Annotated in this window: 16 protein-coding genes; all 16 read right to left on the minus strand. The window is 45.6% G+C overall.

Annotation, left to right across the window (positions count from 1 at the left end; all coding sequences use genetic code 11):
• Positions 1-86: 86 nt before the first annotated feature.
• The gene (mmsB, locus tag IC804_RS01395; RefSeq protein WP_011887527.1) at positions 87-1,310 is read right to left on the minus strand and encodes a multiple monosaccharide ABC transporter permease; all 1,224 of its coding nucleotides are present in this window, start codon (positions 1,308-1,310) and stop codon (positions 87-89) included.
• A gap of 1 nt (position 1,311) precedes the next feature.
• Positions 1,312-2,853: a multiple monosaccharide ABC transporter ATP-binding protein gene (gene mmsA, locus IC804_RS01400; RefSeq protein WP_008880039.1), complete on the minus strand. Its 1,542-nt coding sequence runs from the start codon at positions 2,851-2,853 to the stop codon at positions 1,312-1,314.
• Positions 2,854-2,926: 73 nt separating this feature from the next.
• The gene (chvE, locus tag IC804_RS01405; RefSeq protein ID WP_008880038.1) at positions 2,927-4,003 is read right to left on the minus strand and encodes a multiple monosaccharide ABC transporter substrate-binding protein; all 1,077 of its coding nucleotides are present in this window, start codon (positions 4,001-4,003) and stop codon (positions 2,927-2,929) included.
• A 284-nt stretch (positions 4,004-4,287) separates the two neighbouring features.
• Entirely contained in the window at positions 4,288-5,490 is a 1,203-nt protein-coding gene (locus IC804_RS01410; protein WP_011887529.1) for a response regulator transcription factor, read from the minus strand.
• 13 nt (positions 5,491-5,503) lie between these two features.
• Positions 5,504-7,291 (minus strand): cache domain-containing sensor histidine kinase, encoded by a 1,788-nt coding sequence (locus tag IC804_RS01415; RefSeq protein WP_081157483.1) that lies wholly within the window; start codon positions 7,289-7,291, stop codon positions 5,504-5,506.
• Positions 7,292-7,309: 18 nt separating this feature from the next.
• Complete coding sequence (locus tag IC804_RS01420) at positions 7,310-8,311, minus strand: substrate-binding domain-containing protein (protein ID WP_081157482.1); 1,002 nt, start codon at positions 8,309-8,311, stop codon at positions 7,310-7,312.
• Between the two features lie 321 nt (positions 8,312-8,632).
• Positions 8,633-8,863, minus strand: coding sequence for a hypothetical protein (locus tag IC804_RS18980; protein WP_356948122.1), 231 nt, complete (start codon positions 8,861-8,863; stop codon positions 8,633-8,635).
• Between the two features lie 113 nt (positions 8,864-8,976).
• Positions 8,977-9,180: a zinc ribbon domain-containing protein gene (locus IC804_RS18390; protein WP_081157481.1), complete on the minus strand. Its 204-nt coding sequence runs from the start codon at positions 9,178-9,180 to the stop codon at positions 8,977-8,979.
• Between the two features lie 292 nt (positions 9,181-9,472).
• Complete coding sequence (gene fba / locus IC804_RS01430) at positions 9,473-10,360, minus strand: class II fructose-1,6-bisphosphate aldolase (RefSeq protein ID WP_008880032.1); 888 nt, start codon at positions 10,358-10,360, stop codon at positions 9,473-9,475.
• 78 nt (positions 10,361-10,438) lie between these two features.
• Positions 10,439-11,899, minus strand: coding sequence for a CoA-acylating methylmalonate-semialdehyde dehydrogenase (locus IC804_RS01435; RefSeq protein WP_008880031.1), 1,461 nt, complete (start codon positions 11,897-11,899; stop codon positions 10,439-10,441).
• Between the two features lie 20 nt (positions 11,900-11,919).
• Complete coding sequence (gene iolC, locus IC804_RS01440; RefSeq protein ID WP_029761229.1) at positions 11,920-12,930, minus strand: 5-dehydro-2-deoxygluconokinase; 1,011 nt, start codon at positions 12,928-12,930, stop codon at positions 11,920-11,922.
• 37 nt (positions 12,931-12,967) lie between these two features.
• The gene (iolB, locus tag IC804_RS01445) at positions 12,968-13,792 is read right to left on the minus strand and encodes a 5-deoxy-glucuronate isomerase (protein WP_081157480.1); all 825 of its coding nucleotides are present in this window, start codon (positions 13,790-13,792) and stop codon (positions 12,968-12,970) included.
• 17 nt (positions 13,793-13,809) lie between these two features.
• Positions 13,810-14,736: a myo-inosose-2 dehydratase gene (gene iolE / locus IC804_RS01450; protein WP_011231380.1), complete on the minus strand. Its 927-nt coding sequence runs from the start codon at positions 14,734-14,736 to the stop codon at positions 13,810-13,812.
• An 18-nt stretch (positions 14,737-14,754) separates the two neighbouring features.
• On the minus strand, positions 14,755-16,689 hold the full coding sequence (iolD, locus tag IC804_RS01455; RefSeq protein WP_081157479.1) for a 3D-(3,5/4)-trihydroxycyclohexane-1,2-dione acylhydrolase (decyclizing): 1,935 nt from the start codon (positions 16,687-16,689) through the stop codon (positions 14,755-14,757).
• A 24-nt stretch (positions 16,690-16,713) separates the two neighbouring features.
• Entirely contained in the window at positions 16,714-17,454 is a 741-nt protein-coding gene (locus IC804_RS01460) for an MgtC/SapB family protein (RefSeq protein ID WP_158083262.1), read from the minus strand.
• Between the two features lie 156 nt (positions 17,455-17,610).
• Positions 17,611-17,913: a hypothetical protein gene (locus tag IC804_RS01465; RefSeq protein WP_190300649.1), complete on the minus strand. Its 303-nt coding sequence runs from the start codon at positions 17,911-17,913 to the stop codon at positions 17,611-17,613.
• Positions 17,914-17,959: the final 46 nt, after the last annotated feature.

A 17,959-nucleotide genomic window follows, 5' to 3' on the forward strand; every position in this document is an offset into this window, starting at 1 on the left:
TTAATTTTATTATAGCAATTCTCATTTGTTCGTATCTATTTTTAATAACAAAGGGCCAAGCAGATTGGCTTGACCCTTTGTTTTGCTTACGCAGCTTTGTTTTTGTTGTAAATATCAAAGGCAACAGCGGCAAGCAGAACAAGTCCTTTAATGGCTTGTTGCCAGTCGATGCCCAGTCCAAGTAAGGACATCCCGTTATTCATTACGCCCATGACAAGACCACCGATGATCGCCCCACCGATCGTACCGACGCCGCCATAAGCAGATGCACCTCCAATAAAGCATGCCGCGATGGCATCGAGTTCAAACAAATTTCCTGCTTTTGGCGTCGCTGCGTTGAGACGGGCAGCAAAAATTAGTCCGGACAAAGCGGCCAATACCCCCATATTCACAAACACCCAAAAAGTGACACGTTTTGTTTTAATCCCTGACAGTTGGGCTGCCTTTTCATTGCCGCCAATAGCATAAATGTGACGCCCAACGACCGTTCGATTAGCGACAAATGAATAAGCGATGATCAACGCAGCCAAAATAACTAAGATTGTCGGAATTCCTTCGTACGTCGCCAAAATATAAGAGAAGATCATAATAACGGCAACAATGACGGCCATTTTTATCCCAAACACCGGGGCAGGACTGACCGCAAAGCCGTATTTTTTTTGGCCGTTTCGTTTTCGCCATTCCAATGCGATAAATAAGACAGAAATCGCTAAACCGACCACAAGAGTGAAAAGATGAAGAGATCCCCCATTAAATAGATCCGGAAGAAACCCAGAACTAATATTTTGGAATGTTTTCGGAAACGGGGCGATTGATTGCCCCTCTAAAATGACCATCGTCAACCCGCGAAACAGTAACATGCCTGCCAACGTCACAATAAACGCCGGGATTTTCACGTAGGCAACCCAAAATCCTTGCCATGCCCCAATCAAGGCTCCTAGCACTAAGCAAATGAGAACTGTCATCCAAACCGGTACATGATGTTGAACCATAAGAATGCCAGCCAAAGCCCCGACAAAGGCTGCCACCGATCCGACCGATAAGTCGATATGTCCAGTAATAATGACAAGCATCATTCCAACAGCCAACACTAAAATATAACTGTTTTGCAAGATTAAGTTCGTAATATTTAGCGGCCTTAATAAAATGCCTCCCGTTAATAATTGAAACAATAACATGATCAAGACGAGAGCGATCACCATGCTATAGCTTCTCATATTGCTTTTTATCATCTGTTTGAAAGTTAACCGTTCGTCCTTTGTTGACCGCTTTGAAGGTTGGTGTACTGTTTTTTGCATCGGTGCTTCCATCTTATACTCCCTCCCGAATAGCCGTTTTTGTCATTAGTCTCATTAATTTTTCCTGTGTCGCTTCTTCCCGTACAACTTCACCAGTGATGCGTCCTTCGCTCATCACGTAAATCCGGTCGCACATCCCGAGAATTTCTGGAAGCTCGGAAGAAATCATTAAAATGCCTTTCCCTGCATTCGCCAACTGATGAATGATCGTATAAATTTCATATTTCGCCCCTACATCAATTCCCCTTGTCGGTTCATCCAAAATCAAAATATCCGGTTCGGCAAAAATCCATTTACTTAAAACGACTTTTTGCTGATTTCCACCACTAAGCGCTTCCGCTTTTTGAAACACGCTTGGGGTTTTAATTTTGAATTGGTTACGGAATCGTTCCGATTCAATAATTTCCTTATTTTCATCGACCACAAAATGGTTCGAGATTTTTCCTAAGCGAGAAAGCGTAATATTTTTCCGAATGTCTTCCATTAAGATAAGGCCATTTCCTTTCCTGTCTTCGGTTACATAAGCGATCCCGTTGGCAATGGCTTTACTAACATCGCTTACATCGATTTTGGCCCCATTTTTCCATATCTCACCGCTGATTTTCTTTCCGTATGATCGACCAAAGATGCTCATGGCCAATTCAGTTCGACCTGCCCCCATGAGACCGGCGATTCCCACAATTTCTCCTCTGCGAATTGACAAATGAACATTATCAATTACTTTGCGTTCGGGATAAACAGGATGATGTACGGTCCAGTTTTTTACTTCAAATATAACTTCACCGATCTTCGGCGTTCTTGTCGGATAACGGTTCGTTAAATCACGCCCCACCATTCCGCGAATGATTCGATCCTCGGTCACTTCATCGCGCTTCATATCCAATGTTTCAATCGTTTTTCCATCCCGTAAAATCGTGATCGAATCGGCGACCTTGGCAATTTCATTCAACTTATGAGAAATAATAATGGCAGACAAACCTTGTTTTTTAAACTCTAAAAGCAAGTTTAATAAATTTTCACTGTCATCTTCATTCAATGCCGCCGTCGGCTCATCCAAAATAAGCAATTTTACTTCTTTGGATAATGCTTTCGCGATTTCCACCAATTGCTGTTTGCCGACTCCAAGTTGACCGACCAACGTGTGGGGGGATTCATCCAATCCAACTTTCTGCAACAGCTCTTTTGTTTGTGCAAACGTTTCGTTCCAGTTAATGACTCCTTTTTTCGCCCGTTCATTCCCTAAAAAAATGTTTTCAGCAATGGACAAATAGGGGATTAGGGCAAGCTCTTGATGGATGATGACAATCCCTAATTGCTCGCTCTGTTTAATATCTTTAAATTTGCATACTTCTCCTTTAAATAAAATTTCCCCGTCATACGTCCCATGTGGATAAACGCCACTTAACACTTTCATCAATGTCGATTTTCCTGCCCCATTCTCCCCGCAAAGCGCATGAATTTCTCCTTCTCGCACCTTTAAATTCACATTATCAAGCGCTTTCACTCCGGGAAATTGTTTCGTAATCCCCCTCATTTCCAAAATAAATGCACACATACTCCCCCGCCTCCTCGTAAGAGAGCACGGATATAAGGGACGGCAGCCCTTATATCCGCTTTTTCTCTCAAGCTTATTTCAAATCTTCTTTTTTGTAATAGCCACTATCGACTAGCACTTTTTCATAATTCGATTGATCGACGGAAATCGGTTCCAACAAGTAAGACGGCACGACTTTTACCCCATTATCATATGTTTTGGTGTCGTTTACTTCCGGCTTTTTGTCCTTCAATACTGCATCAGCCATCTCAACAGCTTTTTTCGCCAATTCCCGCGTATCTTTAAATACCGTTTGTGTTTGTTCACCAGCAATAATCGATTTTATTGAAGCCAATTCCGCATCTTGTCCCGTGATTACCGGCATCGGTTTGCTCGCGGTCCCATAACCGACCCCTTTTAAGGAAGAAATGACCCCGATGCTAATACCGTCGTACGGAGACAGTACGGCATCAACACGAGCGTCCGTATAATGCGCGCTCAGCAAGTTATCCATACGCGCTTGAGCTGTCGCCCCATCCCAACGGAGTGTTGCAACTTGGTCGAATTTTGTTTGACCGCTTTTTACCACTAGCTTTCCTGAATCGATGTACGGTTTTAAAATCGACATGGCTCCATCAAAGAAGAAATAAGCGTTATTGTCATCTGGAGATCCAGCAAACAACTCAATATTGAACGGGCCTTTTCCTTCTTTAAGACCAAGCTTTTGTTCAATGTATTGGCCTTGCAGCACACCAACTTTAAAGTTGTCGAATGTCGCATAGTAGTCCACATACTTGCTATTCTTGATTAAGCGGTCGTACGAAATCACCTTAATCCCTTGTTTATTCGCTTTTTCCAATACGTCGGTCAACGCTTCCCCATCAATCGGTGCAATGACTAACACGTTAACGCCTTTGGTGATCATATTTTCAATTTGAGATACCTGGTTTTCGACTACGTCTTCAGCATATTGCAAATCCGTCTTATAACCGAGCTTCTCAAACTCTTTCACCATACTTTCCCCATCACGCACCCAGCGCTCCGATGACTTTGTTGGCATCGAAATACCGACAAACCCAGCGTTCTTTCCGCCACTCGTTCCGATGCCGCCACATGCAGACAACGCCAATACAAGGAACAGTAACGTTAGTGTAGATAAAAACCTTTTCATTTTTCCCCCTCCTAAAATTTGTACGTATATTTTCTTCGTGCTTTTACTATATCATTGATTAAATTGTACGTCTTTTTAATCAATTAACGATTTTTATAAAAATTTAACTTTATTGAAGCGTTTTCAAAAAAAGAAAGATGTCCCTACAAATTGGGACACCCTTTTTGATTACCATATGTAAACAATGAATCTTCCTTGAATCGATATCTAGTATGTCTGTGGAAGGCAGGCGGCTTTTGAGGTCAGCTCCCGCAAAAAGAAAACGTGATCTGTTTTGCTACTAGCTATGCCTCACGTTCTAGATGTATCTTCCGATATTGGTTTGGAGGCACTCCCATCGCTTTTTTAAAGGCCGTGCTAAAATAATGTTGTGTATCATAGCCGACTCGCTCGGCAATTTCGTGAATAGGTAGTTCCGTAGATAAAAGTAGCTCAACCGCCTTCGTCAGTCGAATTTTCGTCAATAAGTGAACAAAAGAAATGCCTAGCTCTTGCTTGATCATTCGGCTCAGGTAAATGGGAGAGACATTGAGAAATTGAGCAACCGACTCAAGTGTCAGTTCTGACTGGCTAAAATGTGTCTGTATATACTGTTTGGCGCGGCGGACAACCGGAGAAAGACGCTTTTCTTCCTCCATCTTCCTCTTACATTTTTCATACGCCGAAATCACCCCGGTCACCCCTCCCTCTACCATTTCCATATAAGCGCTAGCTCCAATGTACAAATATTGCTTTAATGCGGCTTCAATCCCCCTACGCTGTTCTTCACTAATCGGTGTCCAAACTATGACAACAACGAACCCATTTGAATCGCGAAAAACCAACATTTCATGATTCACCAACAATTCAGACACGATGTTTTCTATCGCAAACAAAAGAATGTATCGATCCCGATCGTTCATAATGGGTTGATTTTTAAACGAGAACCATTGAATGACAACAACTTGAACAGGACAAAATGATGGAAGGCCAAGCAAAGGCAACTGTCTCATCATTTCCTCTTCCCTCAATCTTCCTTCTACCCATTCGACTCCTAATTGCTGGCGAAGCAACCCGACATTTTTTTGTACTTGACTCGTTAATAGCTCTACATATCCTCTCTCCTGATGCTCACGTTCAAGTTTCTCTTTCACCTTCGCCACTACTTCGCGCAATTGCTTTGGGTCCGTTGGTTTTAACAAGTAATCATCCACCTGGAGACGGAGTGCTTCTTGCGCATATGAAAACTCATCGTAACCAGTAATCACGATCATATGGCAGTGCGGCAGCCTCTCTCGCACATGTTTCATAAGTGTCAGCCCGTCCATAATCGGCATGCTCAAATCTACAAATAATACGTGCACTTCATGTTTTATCGCTAATTCTAGCGCCTCTTCCCCATCTTCCGCTTCCGCGATCACTTCCATATTGAATTGAGCCCAGTCGATCGATTCTCGAATTCCTTCACGAATAATCATCTCATCATCCGCAATTAGCACTTTCCACATTTCTTCGTCCCTCCTAAGAGAGGTTCATGATCATTGGATGCACAATCATCACGGTCGTTCCTTTCCCTTCTTCACTGTCAATATACAACCGATAAGACGGACCGAATGTTAATTGCAACCGAGCCTGTACATTGACCATTCCGTATCCTTTTATATTTCTCATCTTGCCTTCCTGATCTCCCGCTGTAAAGTCAATCGTTAGACTTTTCCGCAGCTCCTCAAGCCGCTCCCGGGACATTCCAATCCCATCATCTTTCACGCGAATATACATCGTTCCATCTCGCTCTTCTGCTTGAATCGAAATATGCCCCGGTCCTCTTCGCTGTTTAATGCCATGATAAATAGCATTTTCCACAATTGGCTGCAACAACAATTTTAACACATAGAACTGTTGCAAATGTTCAGGAATATCAAATGTGTAGTTTAACTTATCTTTATAACGAACTTTCTGAATGTGCAAGTAACTTTTTATATGTTCGATCTCCTCAGCGAAAAGAATCATGTTCCTTCCTTTGCTCAACCCGATGCGGAACAGCTTTGCCAGCGCACCCACCACTTCCGCTACATCATCCGCCCCTTTTTTTCGCGCCATCCACTGAATCGTATCTAACGTATTGTAAAGGAAATGCGGCTTAATTTGGGCCTGCAGCTCCCGCAACTCCGCTTCCCAACGCTGTCGCTCCTGCCATTCTGCCAAAGAAATAAAACGTTGCATTTGATCCAACATATGGTTGAAGCTTCGGCCTAATATCCCAATTTCATCCATACGTTCATCATGATAACGGACCGTTAAATCGCCTGCTTGCGCTTTTTTCATAAAAGCTGTTAGCTGGCTGATTGGGCGCGATAACGAAAAAGATAAGTAATACGAGGCGCCGAGCGCAATAAAACAGACGAAAAAGATGAAGCTGATGATATAAAAACGGATTTCCATCACTTCTAACGCCGATTCATTGCCAGAAAATACTCCGATAATCGTCCAATTGGTAAACGGGGAGCGTTGATAAATCAACTGGATATGTTGTCCGTTTATTTCTTTCGAAAACGTACCACTATTCCCTTGAACCCATCGCAGCGGAATTGTTCGAAGCGGCGATGGGCTTGGAGTATAAATACTCTCGCCTCGCTCATCTATCACTAGCAAATGTCCCCATTTCCCAAGACGGACGTTTTTTGTCGCTTCTGCAATGACTCGCAGCTTTAAATCAATAAGCACGACTCCCTTCACCTTTTGTGTCTCAGGCTCTAAAATCGCCCGTACTGCGGATACGACCTCTTCGCTTGAATAATTGGCATGGGAAAGGACATTTCGCCCACCAGGATGGCCAATCATTTTAAAAATCCCTTTATTTTTAACCGCCTCCTGATACCACGATTCCTCTGTCAACGGTTGCGAGGAGCGGCTGTACATTTCATTGCTAATATAATCGCCATGTTGGTTGACAACCAAGATTCCAGCAATTTCAGGATATAACGTTGTAATCCCTTGCAAAAACTGACGAATCTCATACTCATCACTAGAGGTGGAGCGGTCAAAAAATGCTTTCGTCTCAGGATTAAATGCAATTAAATACGTAATATTTTGCATATTATTAACATAAAACTCTAATGTTCTATTGACTTGGCTAATTAACTGTAACGTATTTTCGTTAACTTGCCGCTCGATGATTCGGTCAACCGCCCAGCTCACTAGGCCTCCAAGCCCGAGAGCAGGGACAATCATAGAAATCAGCAACAAGGAAACAAACTTGTACCGTATCGGCCAATGACGAACTCGCCAACGTTTTCGTACTCCCAACATCGATCACTCATTTCTTCTTTATCTGGCATAAAAACGATCCACATTTTCTTTCGTAACAACCGTGATCCCTGTATCGACATACACCGGCAGAGGCAAATCCCCTGACCGCGAAGAAGACGTAAGGCGATGATGAAGTTGAAATAAAAACTGCAGCGACCAGTATCCCATATTCCATGTTCCTTGCGCCAATGTCGCAGCAATGACACCCTTCTTCACCAAATCTAACGTTTGTTTTTCCGTATCAAAACTAATCAATTTTACATGCTTTTTATTCAACATCACAACGGCCTCGGCCATGCCAACTCCCCCATTCGCTTCCGTTGCGAAGATCCCCTGCACATCTGGGTAATCCTCTAAGATCTCTATCGCCGCCTGTTTGGAAGCCCTAACATCCCCTTTCCCATTTTTTACAGCCACCACATGCATTTGTGGGTATTTTTGATAAATTGTCTCGATAAACCCTCTTGTTCTCTCTTGGTGATTAAGCTGATAAGGCGAAGTAATGATCCCGACATTCCCTTTATTCCCCAACAGTTTCGCCATTTCATGAGCTGCTGTCACTCCAGCATTATAGTTATTCGTCCCTAAAAACGAAAACGCCTTGCTTCCCGAAGCATTCGAATCAAACAACACAACTGGAATTCCTTTCTCCACTGCCTTGTTGATCGTTTTCGTCAACGCTGTCGGATTAATCGCTGAAATAGCAATACCCGCTGGCTTCCTTGCGATCACCTGTTCTAGCACCGTCACTTGTTCATTGACATCATACTGTGTCGCTCCGCGATATTCTACAGAGACGTTCAACTCCTCAGCGGCGTCTTCAAACCCTTTGAGACAGCGCTTCCAATAATCCATTCCTGATTGGAAGGTGATCATGACGTATTTTTCGTTAGGTTTGCCTTGAAATGCCGTCTCTTCTTGGGAGGATAAACGAAGGTGAGAAATTTCGAAATGATAGCGATATATATAAAGAAGAAACAAACCAATCAAGCAGACATAAATAATTGCTAATTTTTTCATATTAACCCTCCCCCCTGCAATATTCTCAAATCTCTTTAATAAAAACTTTCATCAATCGAAACCAATGGGATGACGTATTATTCCCTAAGTATAGGTGACGTTTATTCTAAGTGCAATAGGGGAGGTGGAAACGCTCCTTATTCATGTGTCATGTCTCAGCATCAAAATCCAAAACAAAAGAGGTGTCTCAAAAGCAGCGAGACACCCCTTTGTCACTACTATAAATATACAATATACGTATCAACAGATTCATAATTCTATATCTCTTGTTTCTCTGAGAAGGAGCAAACACCCTTTGTCGTGACTCCCTCTACTATCTTGTTATGCTTCAGGAATCCAGACAATCATTTGACCCGGCTGCCGGTTATCCCATACGTAATAAGGGATAGCTGTAAACTCGAACGGTTTGGCAGTAGGTGGAGTATTTCGATATAATCCTCCGTCCCAATCAGAATCATCGCACCTCAGCACTTGACCTGCTCTTTTTACCATTCCTCCGAGCAAACGCTCATCAAATTGTGCTTGTAGTATTGAAGTTCTCGGAAGGGAAATCGCATATAACGGTTCTGGGTTATCCGCCCCTTCTAGACATTGAACGTTCGCCCGCCTACGCTAACACTTAGAGGTGAGAGATTCTTGGGAACTTCCACTCTACGGGAGGCGGTTCACCAAGCCATCCCTGTCCCGCAGTTCAATAACTGCAAACGAAGCCCTTCCTGCAAAATATTTCGAGCAGCGTTGTGATCCCGGTCGCGTTCGACTCCGCAGTTTCGGCACGCCCTCGAACGGATGTTGAACGATTTCACCTCCACCTGCCAATGCCCGCAGCCACGAGCACCATTAACTCGATGAAAACGTGTAGCCGACACGGATCACCGTCCGCCCCTACCATTTCGCTATATATTCCACTCCCCTGAGCGATCGTCCCCCATGCGGAATCGGAAATGCGTTTGGCCAGTTTGCGATTCTTCTGCATGTTCGGCACGCACAAGTCCTCCATGCACACTACTTGATTTTCGCCGATCAAGCGGGTGGACAGTTTGTTCGGGAAATCGTTCCGGCAGTTGGTGATTTTCTCATGAAGCTTGGCCCCTTTTCAGCGGGCTTTGCGCCTGTTCGAACCGCTTGGCTTCCGGCGCGACAGCTTGTGCATCGTTCTTTTTACAATGAAGACAACACCCCTTCTTTCGCTTTCCCTACCGAACCGAATTCGCGAATTTTTTGTCTTACGGTCTGTTTTACTTCTTCTCTTCCTGCCCCAAGGTATTTTCTCGGATCATACAGGCCGTTATTCTCATTGAGTAAAGAACGAACTCCCCTAGTAAACGCCAATTGATTTTCCGTGTTGACATTAATTTTAGCTGTTCCTAACGAAATGGCTCTGCGAATATCCTCCAAGGGGATTCCTGTTCCTCCATGCAGCACAAGCGGCACGCCAGTTAAGCGCTGGATTTGTTCCATTTGCGCAAATCCTAATTTCGGTTTCCCTTTATACGGACCGTGAACCGAACCTAATGCCGGTGCTAGGCAGTCAACTCCGGTTTCTTTGACTAACCGCTCACATTCTTCCGGAATGGCGTACATCGCTTCCGCTTCATCGACCACTACGTCATCCTCTTGCCCTCCGATTCTTCCGACCTCTGCTTCAACGGAGACACCAAAAAACCGAGCCGCCTCAACAACTTTTTTTGTCATCGAAATATTTTCTTCCAAAGGGAAATGGGAAGCATCAATCATCACGGATGTAAACCCAGCTTCCATCGCTTCGAGGCATTGCTCATAGGAGGAGCCGTGGTCTAAATGGAGAGCGACAGGTACAGTAATGCGGTATTCTTTCACGAGTTCTTTAACCATGGCCGCTGCCGTCCGGAGTCCGCCAAGATGCCCGATATATCCCGGACTCACAGCCAAAATGACGGGTGCTTCCTCTTCTTCGGCCCCTAGGAGAATGGCTTGGGCGAATTCTAAGTTGTTCACGTTAAAATGGCCGACAGCATAGTTTCCCTGTAAAGCACATTGTAACATTTCCTTCATTGAGACAAGCGGCATTTCGATTCCCCTTTCTGTTTACACATTCGTGAAAAAGCATCAAGCGCCCTAAGGCGCCTGATCGTTTTTCCATCGCTCTTACCAGCGAGCAGTGAGCATTTTCTTACGTGTATAAAACTCCACACCGTCCATGCCGTTAGCGTGAAGATCGCCGTAGAACGAATTCTTCCACCCAGAGAACGGGAAGAAGGCCATCGGTGCTGGGACCCCTAAGTTGACCCCTAACATCCCGGCATCGATTTCATCACGGAACTTACGGACATTTCCGCCATCTCTTGTGTAAATGCATGCCCCGTTGGCAAATGGAGACTTGTTGGCCACTTCAATGGCTTCATCCAACGTGCTAACCCGCACAATCGAAAGAACAGGAGCAAAAATTTCATCTTTCCAAATCGTCATGTCGGTGGTGACTCGGTCAAAGATGGTCGGTCCGATAAAGTATCCCTCGCCTTGGACAGCAGCATCTTTTCGCCCGTCGCGCACTAAAATAGCTCCTTCTTTTTCTCCCAGTTCAATATAGTTGACCGTCCGTTGTTTATGAGCTTCGCGAATGACCGGGCCTAAAAAGACGCTCTCCTCCAATCCGTTGCCTATCTTAATTTCATTTGCGGCCGCTACTAATCTCTCAACTAATTCATCAGCAATGTCCCCAACCGCGACAACAACCGACGCCGCCATGCACCGCTCTCCAGCCGAGCCGAACGCCGCATTAATAATTTCACGGACAGCCACTTTCAAGTCCGCATCCGGCATGACGATCGAATGGTTTTTCGCTCCTGTCAACGCCTGAACACGTTTGCCATGAGCCGCTGCTGTTTTGTACACATACTCGCCGACTGGTTGGGAACCGACGAACGAGATCGCCTTCACATCTGGATGCTCCAAAAGTCCGTTCACGACATCATGCGCCCCGTGAACGATGTTGAGTACTCCATCTGGAAGCCCGGCTTCTTTAAAAAGTTCAGCTAGGCGATTGGCCAACATCGGTGTGCGTTCGGACGGTTTTAGGACGAACGTGTTTCCGCACGCAATCGCTAGCGGGAACATCCAGCAAGGCACCATCATTGGGAAGTTAAACGGCGTGATGCCCCCAACGACACCAATTGGATAACGGTACATTCCTGATTCAATGCCGGTCGCAATGCTAGGAAGTTGTCTTCCCATCATGAGCGTCGGCGCACCTGCCGCAAATTCTACGCATTCAATTCCGCGCTGAATTTCCCCATAGGCTTCGTTGTAGCTTTTGCCGTTTTCTAACGTCACCAACCGGGCCAGCTCTTCCCAATGTTCAACAAGCAACTGCTGGTATTTGAATAAGATTCGCGCCCGGCGCGGCACTGGCGTTTTGCTCCATGTCTTGAACGCTTCTTTTGCTGCCGCAACCGCACGATCCAAATCCTCGCGGGTCGAAATCGGAACGTAAGCGAGCACTTCGCCTGTCGCAGGGTTTGGAACCGCTTCTGTCTTCGCAGAACGAGATTCCACCCATTGCCCACCAATATAGTTTTTTAAAGTTTGTACTCCCGTTGTCATTGTCATGTTCGTCGATCCCCTTTCATTTATGATTTTGCAGCGGTCGAGCTGCTTTTATGTTGTTGAATGAACTGTTCAATTTGATCTAACGTCGGCATTGCATCGGAACAACTATGGCTCGAGATGACAATCGAAGCAGCAGCTGCACCATATTCCATCGCCTTTGGAATCGGCCATCCATTCATTAATCCGTAGATAAACCCAGCAGCGTAAGAATCGCCTGCTCCAAACGTTTTGACAATATTCGCCGGAAAAATCGTACCGACAAACGTTTCCCCTGTTTTCGTATAGGCGATCGATCCATCTTTGCCATGTTTAATGACGACGATTTTCGCGTGATAATCAAACCATTTTTGCGCCGTTTTCTCGTCATCATGCTGATGAACAGCAAACTGCTCCATCATGTCAAATTCTTCTCTCGTGCCGATGATCACGTCGCATTTTTCGGCGGCCAAGTTGTAATAAATCGCCGTTTCCTCTTTGGATTGCCACGTATAAGGGCGATAATCCAAATCGAAAAAGACAACGACTCCATGGCGTCTTGCATATTCCAACGCTAAAAACACCGCTTCTCTTGACGGGCTTTTCGCCAAAGCCGTCCCGGAAATCAATAAGCATTTTGCCTGCCGAATATAGTCTTCATGAATGTCGTTCGGTTCCAGTTTCAAATCAGCGACATTATCGCGATACATGAGGATGCTGCAGTCGGTCGGACTCTTAATCTCGGTGAACGCCAAGCCTGTTACACTGCCGGACTTGTCGGTAATGACATGGGATGTATCAATGCCATTGTTTTTTAAGTATTGAACGATAAATCGGCCCATTTGGTCGTCGGCCACTCGGCCGATAAACCCTGTTTTCATGCCAAGCCGGGCCATGCCGATGGCAATATTCGCCGGAGATCCGCCGACATATTTCGTAAACGTCACCGTTTCTTCCATCGGCCGGTGAATCTCATTGGCATTTAAATCGATGCATAGTCGGCCGACAGCGATAAAATCCAACGGTTTTTGCTCGTCAAATGGGAGTAAATTCATCGAACCGCCTCTTTCCTGTCGTCTTTTTAGATCGTTTCTACTTCTGTTTGGCCGCGAGTTTGCTTTCCATCACCCACTCATGGTCCGGATCATTGCGGAACTTCCACGTCCGTACGGGCCCGGCCATGACGTTTAAGTAATACCCCTCATAACCCGGGGGAGCCGAAACCGGGTGATAGCCTTTCGGCACCAAAACAACATCTCCGTTTTTCACGACCATCGTTTCATCAATGGAACGGTCATCAGTATAGACCCGTTGCACCATAAAACCATGGTCCGGATTGATTTGATGATAATACGTTTCCTCTAAATAAGATTCATGCGGCAAATTGTGTTGGTCATGTTTATGCGGTGGGTAACTCGACCAGTTTCCTTCCGGCGTAAATACCTCAACGACAAGCAAGCTGTCAGCCGGTTTAGACTCCGGAAGAATATTATGTATCCGCCGTTCAATGTTTCCCGCCCCGCGCATTTCCACTCCTACTTCGCTTGGCGGAATCAAACGGGCTGGATACGTTCCCTTCCCTGGCGCTAAACAAACGGCCAATTCCAAATCAGTCAATGCTTGAACTTCATAAACATCATTGGACGGGACATAGACGGAGTATGGCGGAATTTTCTCAAAAACATCCATTCTCAATCCAATATTTTCCCACCGTTCATGTCTTGTGTGTATGTTAGCTTTTCCTTTGAGAAGAACAAGGCAGGCTTCCTGATCGATCGTCTCTTTTCGCAATGTTTGTCCTTTTGTTAACGCATACACTTCAAATCCAACATACTCCCATCCCGCCGATTCCGGCGTTACGCGGACGACGTTCCCCTCTTCATTCGGCGAATGGCTTGGTATGATCAGTCGGCTCATCGTTTCATCCTCCCCCCTTACCGCTTTTGGGCCGCCAAGAGATGATGAACAAGGCGGTCAATATATTCTTTGGCCATTTTGGCGTACGTGTACGGGTGCGCCACAGCCGGGTCCTGTTCTGCTTCGACGATGATCCAGCCGTTATAGTCCATCTCAATCAATTTGGCAAAAATCGGAACAAAGTCAATGCATCCATCTCCAGGAACCGTAAACATGCCACGCAACACCGCCGTGCGAAAGTCGAGTTGTTCCCGTCTCACCAGCTCGAGCACATCGTGCCTTACGTCTTTCAAATGAACGTATTGAATGCGATCCGCATACCGATGCAACAGTTCAACTGGATCATATCCGCCATATAACGCATGCCCTGTGTCATACAAGAGATGGACAAGATTCGGATCCGTCAACTCCATTAAGCGATCGATCTCTTCCGCCGTTTCGACGACTGTTCCCGCGTGAAAGTGGTAAACAAGTTTCATTCCTAGCTCTTGACATATATGCGCGGCGCGATGCAATCCGTCAACAAGGGACTCCCATTCGGAATCCGTGAGCCGTTGAATCGTTTTTTCTTCTGGCGCCCGGCGCGGATCCCAGTGCATCGATCCCCCCATCTCGCAGACAATCGCATACTTGCATCCCATATCGTGCAAATATTCCGCCCAAGACCGGAACGTCTTGAGTTCCTCTTCAAGACGAGAACGGTCTGAAAAGAGCACGCCGATGAATTTGCTGGCGAGCTCGATGCCATATTGGTTCAGTTTTGCCCTCAATGACGGGGGATCTTGGGAAAAGAGGCGCCCCATTTCCGTTGCAACATACCCAAGCTCCGCCATTTCGGATAAGACTTGATCTTGGGTATAGTGATCACCCAGTCCCGGAATATCATCATTGACCCAGCTGATCGGGGCAATGCCGATACGAAAAGGATTAACCGTTTTTTCCATCTCTCTCACTCCAGTTGTTCAATATTTTCTTGCCCTTTGCAATTGTTGTTCTTTCCGCTTGTATGCCTCCGCAATTTTTGGGTTCCGGGACACTTCCGCCACCCCGACATGCCACCATGACTCATAATCATGGGTCATCGTTTTTGGAAGCACCTTAATATCGATCAATGTCGACACCGATTGTTGTTTGGCATCTTCGAGCGCTTCTTTTAATTGCTCGAGCGTGTGCACTTTATACGTTTTCACCCCGTAACCGGCCGCGCTTTGCGCGAAGTCAATCGGAATCAAGCTCCCGTCTAAGCGCCCGGTTTCTTCGTTGCGGTAGCGGAATTCTGTGGCGAAACTGCCCATTCCATGACCCATTTGCAAGTTGTTAATGCAGCCGAATCCACCATTATCAAATAGGAGAACATTGATTTTTTTCTTTTCCTGAATGCTCGTTACAAGCTCCGAGTGAAGCATTAAGTAGCTGCCATCGCCGACCATCGCATAGACTTCTTTATCCGGCTCCGCCATTTTCACGCCAAGCGCACCAGCAATCTCATACCCCATGCACGAATAGCCGTACTCCATATGATACGTATTGGGCCGGCGCGCCACCCACATGCGCTGCAAATCCCCCGGCAAACTGCCTGCCGCTCCGATGATAATGGCGTCGTCATCGATCCACTCGTTAATCGCGCCAATGACTTCCGTTTGCGTTAACGAAGAATCGAAAAACTCGGAATACTCAGTCAAAACCTCATCGAGATGGCCGGCCACCTCCGGCTGAAAGCCCGACTGGCGGTAGCGGACGTGATGCAGTCGGTTAAGCTCTTCTTCCCACGCCTTTTTCGCGATGTCTATTTCATTCGTATAGCCGGATCGATACCCGATTTTCTCCAACTCTTCGGTTAAGGCGAGAAGAGCAAGTTTCGCATCTGCCACTACGCGGACGGCATCCAATTTGCAAGCATCAAAGACCGAGACATTGATCGTCAAAAATTCTACTTCAGGATGTTGGAAAAGCTGTTTCGACCCTGTCGTAAAATCGGTGTAACGGGTGCCAATCCCAATGACCAAATCGGCTTCCTTCGCAATTATATTGGCGGCAAGGTTGCCGGTGACGCCAATTCCCCCGAGATTGTATGGGTGGGCGCTTTCCACCGCGCTTTTGCCGGCTTGCGTTTCCCCGTAAGGAATGTGAAATTTCTCGGCAAACTGTTTCAGTTCTTCCGCTGCTTCCGAATAGCGGACGCCGCCGCCGCAAATGATGATCGGTTTTTTCTTTCTGCGAATGAGCTCCACCGCCTCATGAATCGCCGCTTTCGCCGGAACGCGGCGTTCAATGCGGTGAATCCGTTTTTGGAAAAAGGATTCAGGAAAATCGTACGCTTCCCCTTGCACATCTTGAGGCAAGGCAATGGTGACTGCTCCGGTGTTGGCGGGATCGGTCAGTACCCGCATCGCTTGAATCATCGCCGGCATCAGCTGCTCGGGGCGGCTGATGCGATCCCAATATTTGCTGACGGCACGAAACGCATCGTTTGTGGAAATGGTCAAATCATGCCAGTGCTCGATTTGTTGAAGCACGGGATCGGGCTGTCTTGTCGCAAACGTATCTCCCGGAAGCAATAACACCGGAATGTGGTTCGCCGAAGCTGTCGCCGCTGCCGTCACCATATTCGCCGCCCCGGGACCGACGGATGACGTGCATGCCATGATTTGCCGACGGTGTTTTTGTTTTGCAAAGGCAATCGCCGCATGTGCCATTCCTTGTTCATTGCGCCCTTGGTACACTTCGAGCTCTCCGGGATCTTCCTCAAGCGCTTGACCAAGGCCGAGTACATTACCATGGCCGAAAATCGTAAAAACACCTTTGACAAATTTCTGTACACGACCATCGAACTCCACGTACTGCTGGTTTAAAAACTTGACTAATGCTTGGGCGGTTGTTAAGCGGATCGTTTTCATTTACTTCCCCCCTCCTGAAAAGGATTAAAGACTCAGACTTTTCTCGTTAAAAACCTCTTTGACTCTCATATGAATATCATCACATTCAACCTTCTCTACCCCCTCTATTCCCCTCAAATGAGTAAGCAAACCAATAAGATTATCTTGACTCTTTAGCTTTAATCGGAATGTAATATTAACTAAATTATCACTCAGCTCCTTTGTATCTAAAAAGTAGATATGTTTAATTACTGCCTTGCTCTCTCTGAAAAAGTTCGATATTTCCTTTAACGCATCTATTCCATCTCCGTCTTTAACTGTTATATGAATTGTAATTGCCTTAGCTGATGATAGCAGCTTTGACTCTATCCCTCGAAGAACAAAAGCGTTTATCAAAATGATCACCGTTCCCACCAATGCAGGTACATAAAATCCCGCTCCAACACATAAGCCTATGGAAGCAACAACCCACAAGGTAGCTGCAGTGGTGATTCCTGAGACTCTATTTGATTTACGCATGATTACCCCTGCTCCCAAGAAACCAATACCACTTATTACCCCATGAGCCAGGCGCGCTGGATCAAATCTTGCGTTCCAGTGACCTATTGTTTCATTAAATCCATAAATTGAAAGTATCATAATCAAAGCAGAACCAACGGAAACTAGAAGATGGGTTTTTACCCCTGCTTGTTTATCCCTTAAATCGCGCTCCCATCCAACGATACCACCAAGTATAGCTGCTAAAACTGTTCTCTCTATAATGGTATAGATAGAGATTGTAAACAATATAACCACCTCCTTAGTTGTCATTTGGTATAACGATTATAACTTCCGCAACCAAAAATCTTATCACCATTAGAAGGATAACCTCACATGTTATCAATTTAATTGCCATAAGTTTAGTTGTTGATAAATTCCTATTTTTGAATATATATAAAATTTTTAGAATGGAAACTTGTGAAAACGATCCGGCCATTCCATTTTAGGATGAAAGTTGTAAGGTAAACATTGCGTAAATATAACAGCGTTTACCCATCTTGTTTTATACATGAGGGGTTTTTTATCAAGCCAATTTAATGGATCTAGTCTTACGGAAAAATCAATATATTCCTCAAAGGTACCCTCAAATCCTTTGGGCCAATATTTCTTTAATGGATGAGAAGGTACTCGTCCGCCTTTCTTTACATGTTCATAAGTTTCTTTAAGCCAATCAACTAGCATCACACCTGTTAGTGGCTCTTTCATACTTTCCCATCCACATAAAAGAGAACCGTGCTTCCCCCACTCAACT

It is taken from the genome of Geobacillus sp. 47C-IIb, from assembly GCF_014679705.1.
Classification (GTDB): domain Bacteria; phylum Bacillota; class Bacilli; order Bacillales; family Anoxybacillaceae; genus Geobacillus; species Geobacillus thermodenitrificans.

What these genes read in the sequence shown, in the direction of transcription:
- IC804_RS01415 (WP_081157483.1), bottom strand. Translation starts at nt 7,291, where the DNA reads ATGTTGGGAGTACGAAAACGTTGGCGAGTTCGTCATTGGCCGATACGG.
- IC804_RS01435 (WP_008880031.1), bottom strand. Translation starts at nt 11,899, where the DNA reads ATGACAATGACAACGGGAGTACAAACTTTAAAAAACTATATTGGTGGG.
- mmsB (WP_011887527.1), bottom strand. Translation starts at nt 1,310, where the DNA reads ATGGAAGCACCGATGCAAAAAACAGTACACCAACCTTCAAAGCGGTCA.
- IC804_RS01465 (WP_190300649.1), bottom strand. Translation starts at nt 17,913, where the DNA reads ATGAAAGAGCCACTAACAGGTGTGATGCTAGTTGATTGGCTTAAAGAA.
- fba (WP_008880032.1), bottom strand. Translation starts at nt 10,360, where the DNA reads ATGCCGCTTGTCTCAATGAAGGAAATGTTACAATGTGCTTTACAGGGA.
- iolB (WP_081157480.1), bottom strand. Translation starts at nt 13,792, where the DNA reads ATGAGCCGACTGATCATACCAAGCCATTCGCCGAATGAAGAGGGGAAC.
- iolE (WP_011231380.1), bottom strand. Translation starts at nt 14,736, where the DNA reads ATGGAAAAAACGGTTAATCCTTTTCGTATCGGCATTGCCCCGATCAGC.
- IC804_RS01410 (WP_011887529.1), bottom strand. Translation starts at nt 5,490, where the DNA reads ATGTGGAAAGTGCTAATTGCGGATGATGAGATGATTATTCGTGAAGGA.
- iolC (WP_029761229.1), bottom strand. Translation starts at nt 12,930, where the DNA reads ATGAATTTACTCCCATTTGACGAGCAAAAACCGTTGGATTTTATCGCT.
- chvE (WP_008880038.1), bottom strand. Translation starts at nt 4,003, where the DNA reads ATGAAAAGGTTTTTATCTACACTAACGTTACTGTTCCTTGTATTGGCG.
- iolD (WP_081157479.1), bottom strand. Translation starts at nt 16,689, where the DNA reads ATGAAAACGATCCGCTTAACAACCGCCCAAGCATTAGTCAAGTTTTTA.
- IC804_RS01420 (WP_081157482.1), bottom strand. Translation starts at nt 8,311, where the DNA reads ATGAAAAAATTAGCAATTATTTATGTCTGCTTGATTGGTTTGTTTCTT.
- mmsA (WP_008880039.1), bottom strand. Translation starts at nt 2,853, where the DNA reads ATGTGTGCATTTATTTTGGAAATGAGGGGGATTACGAAACAATTTCCC.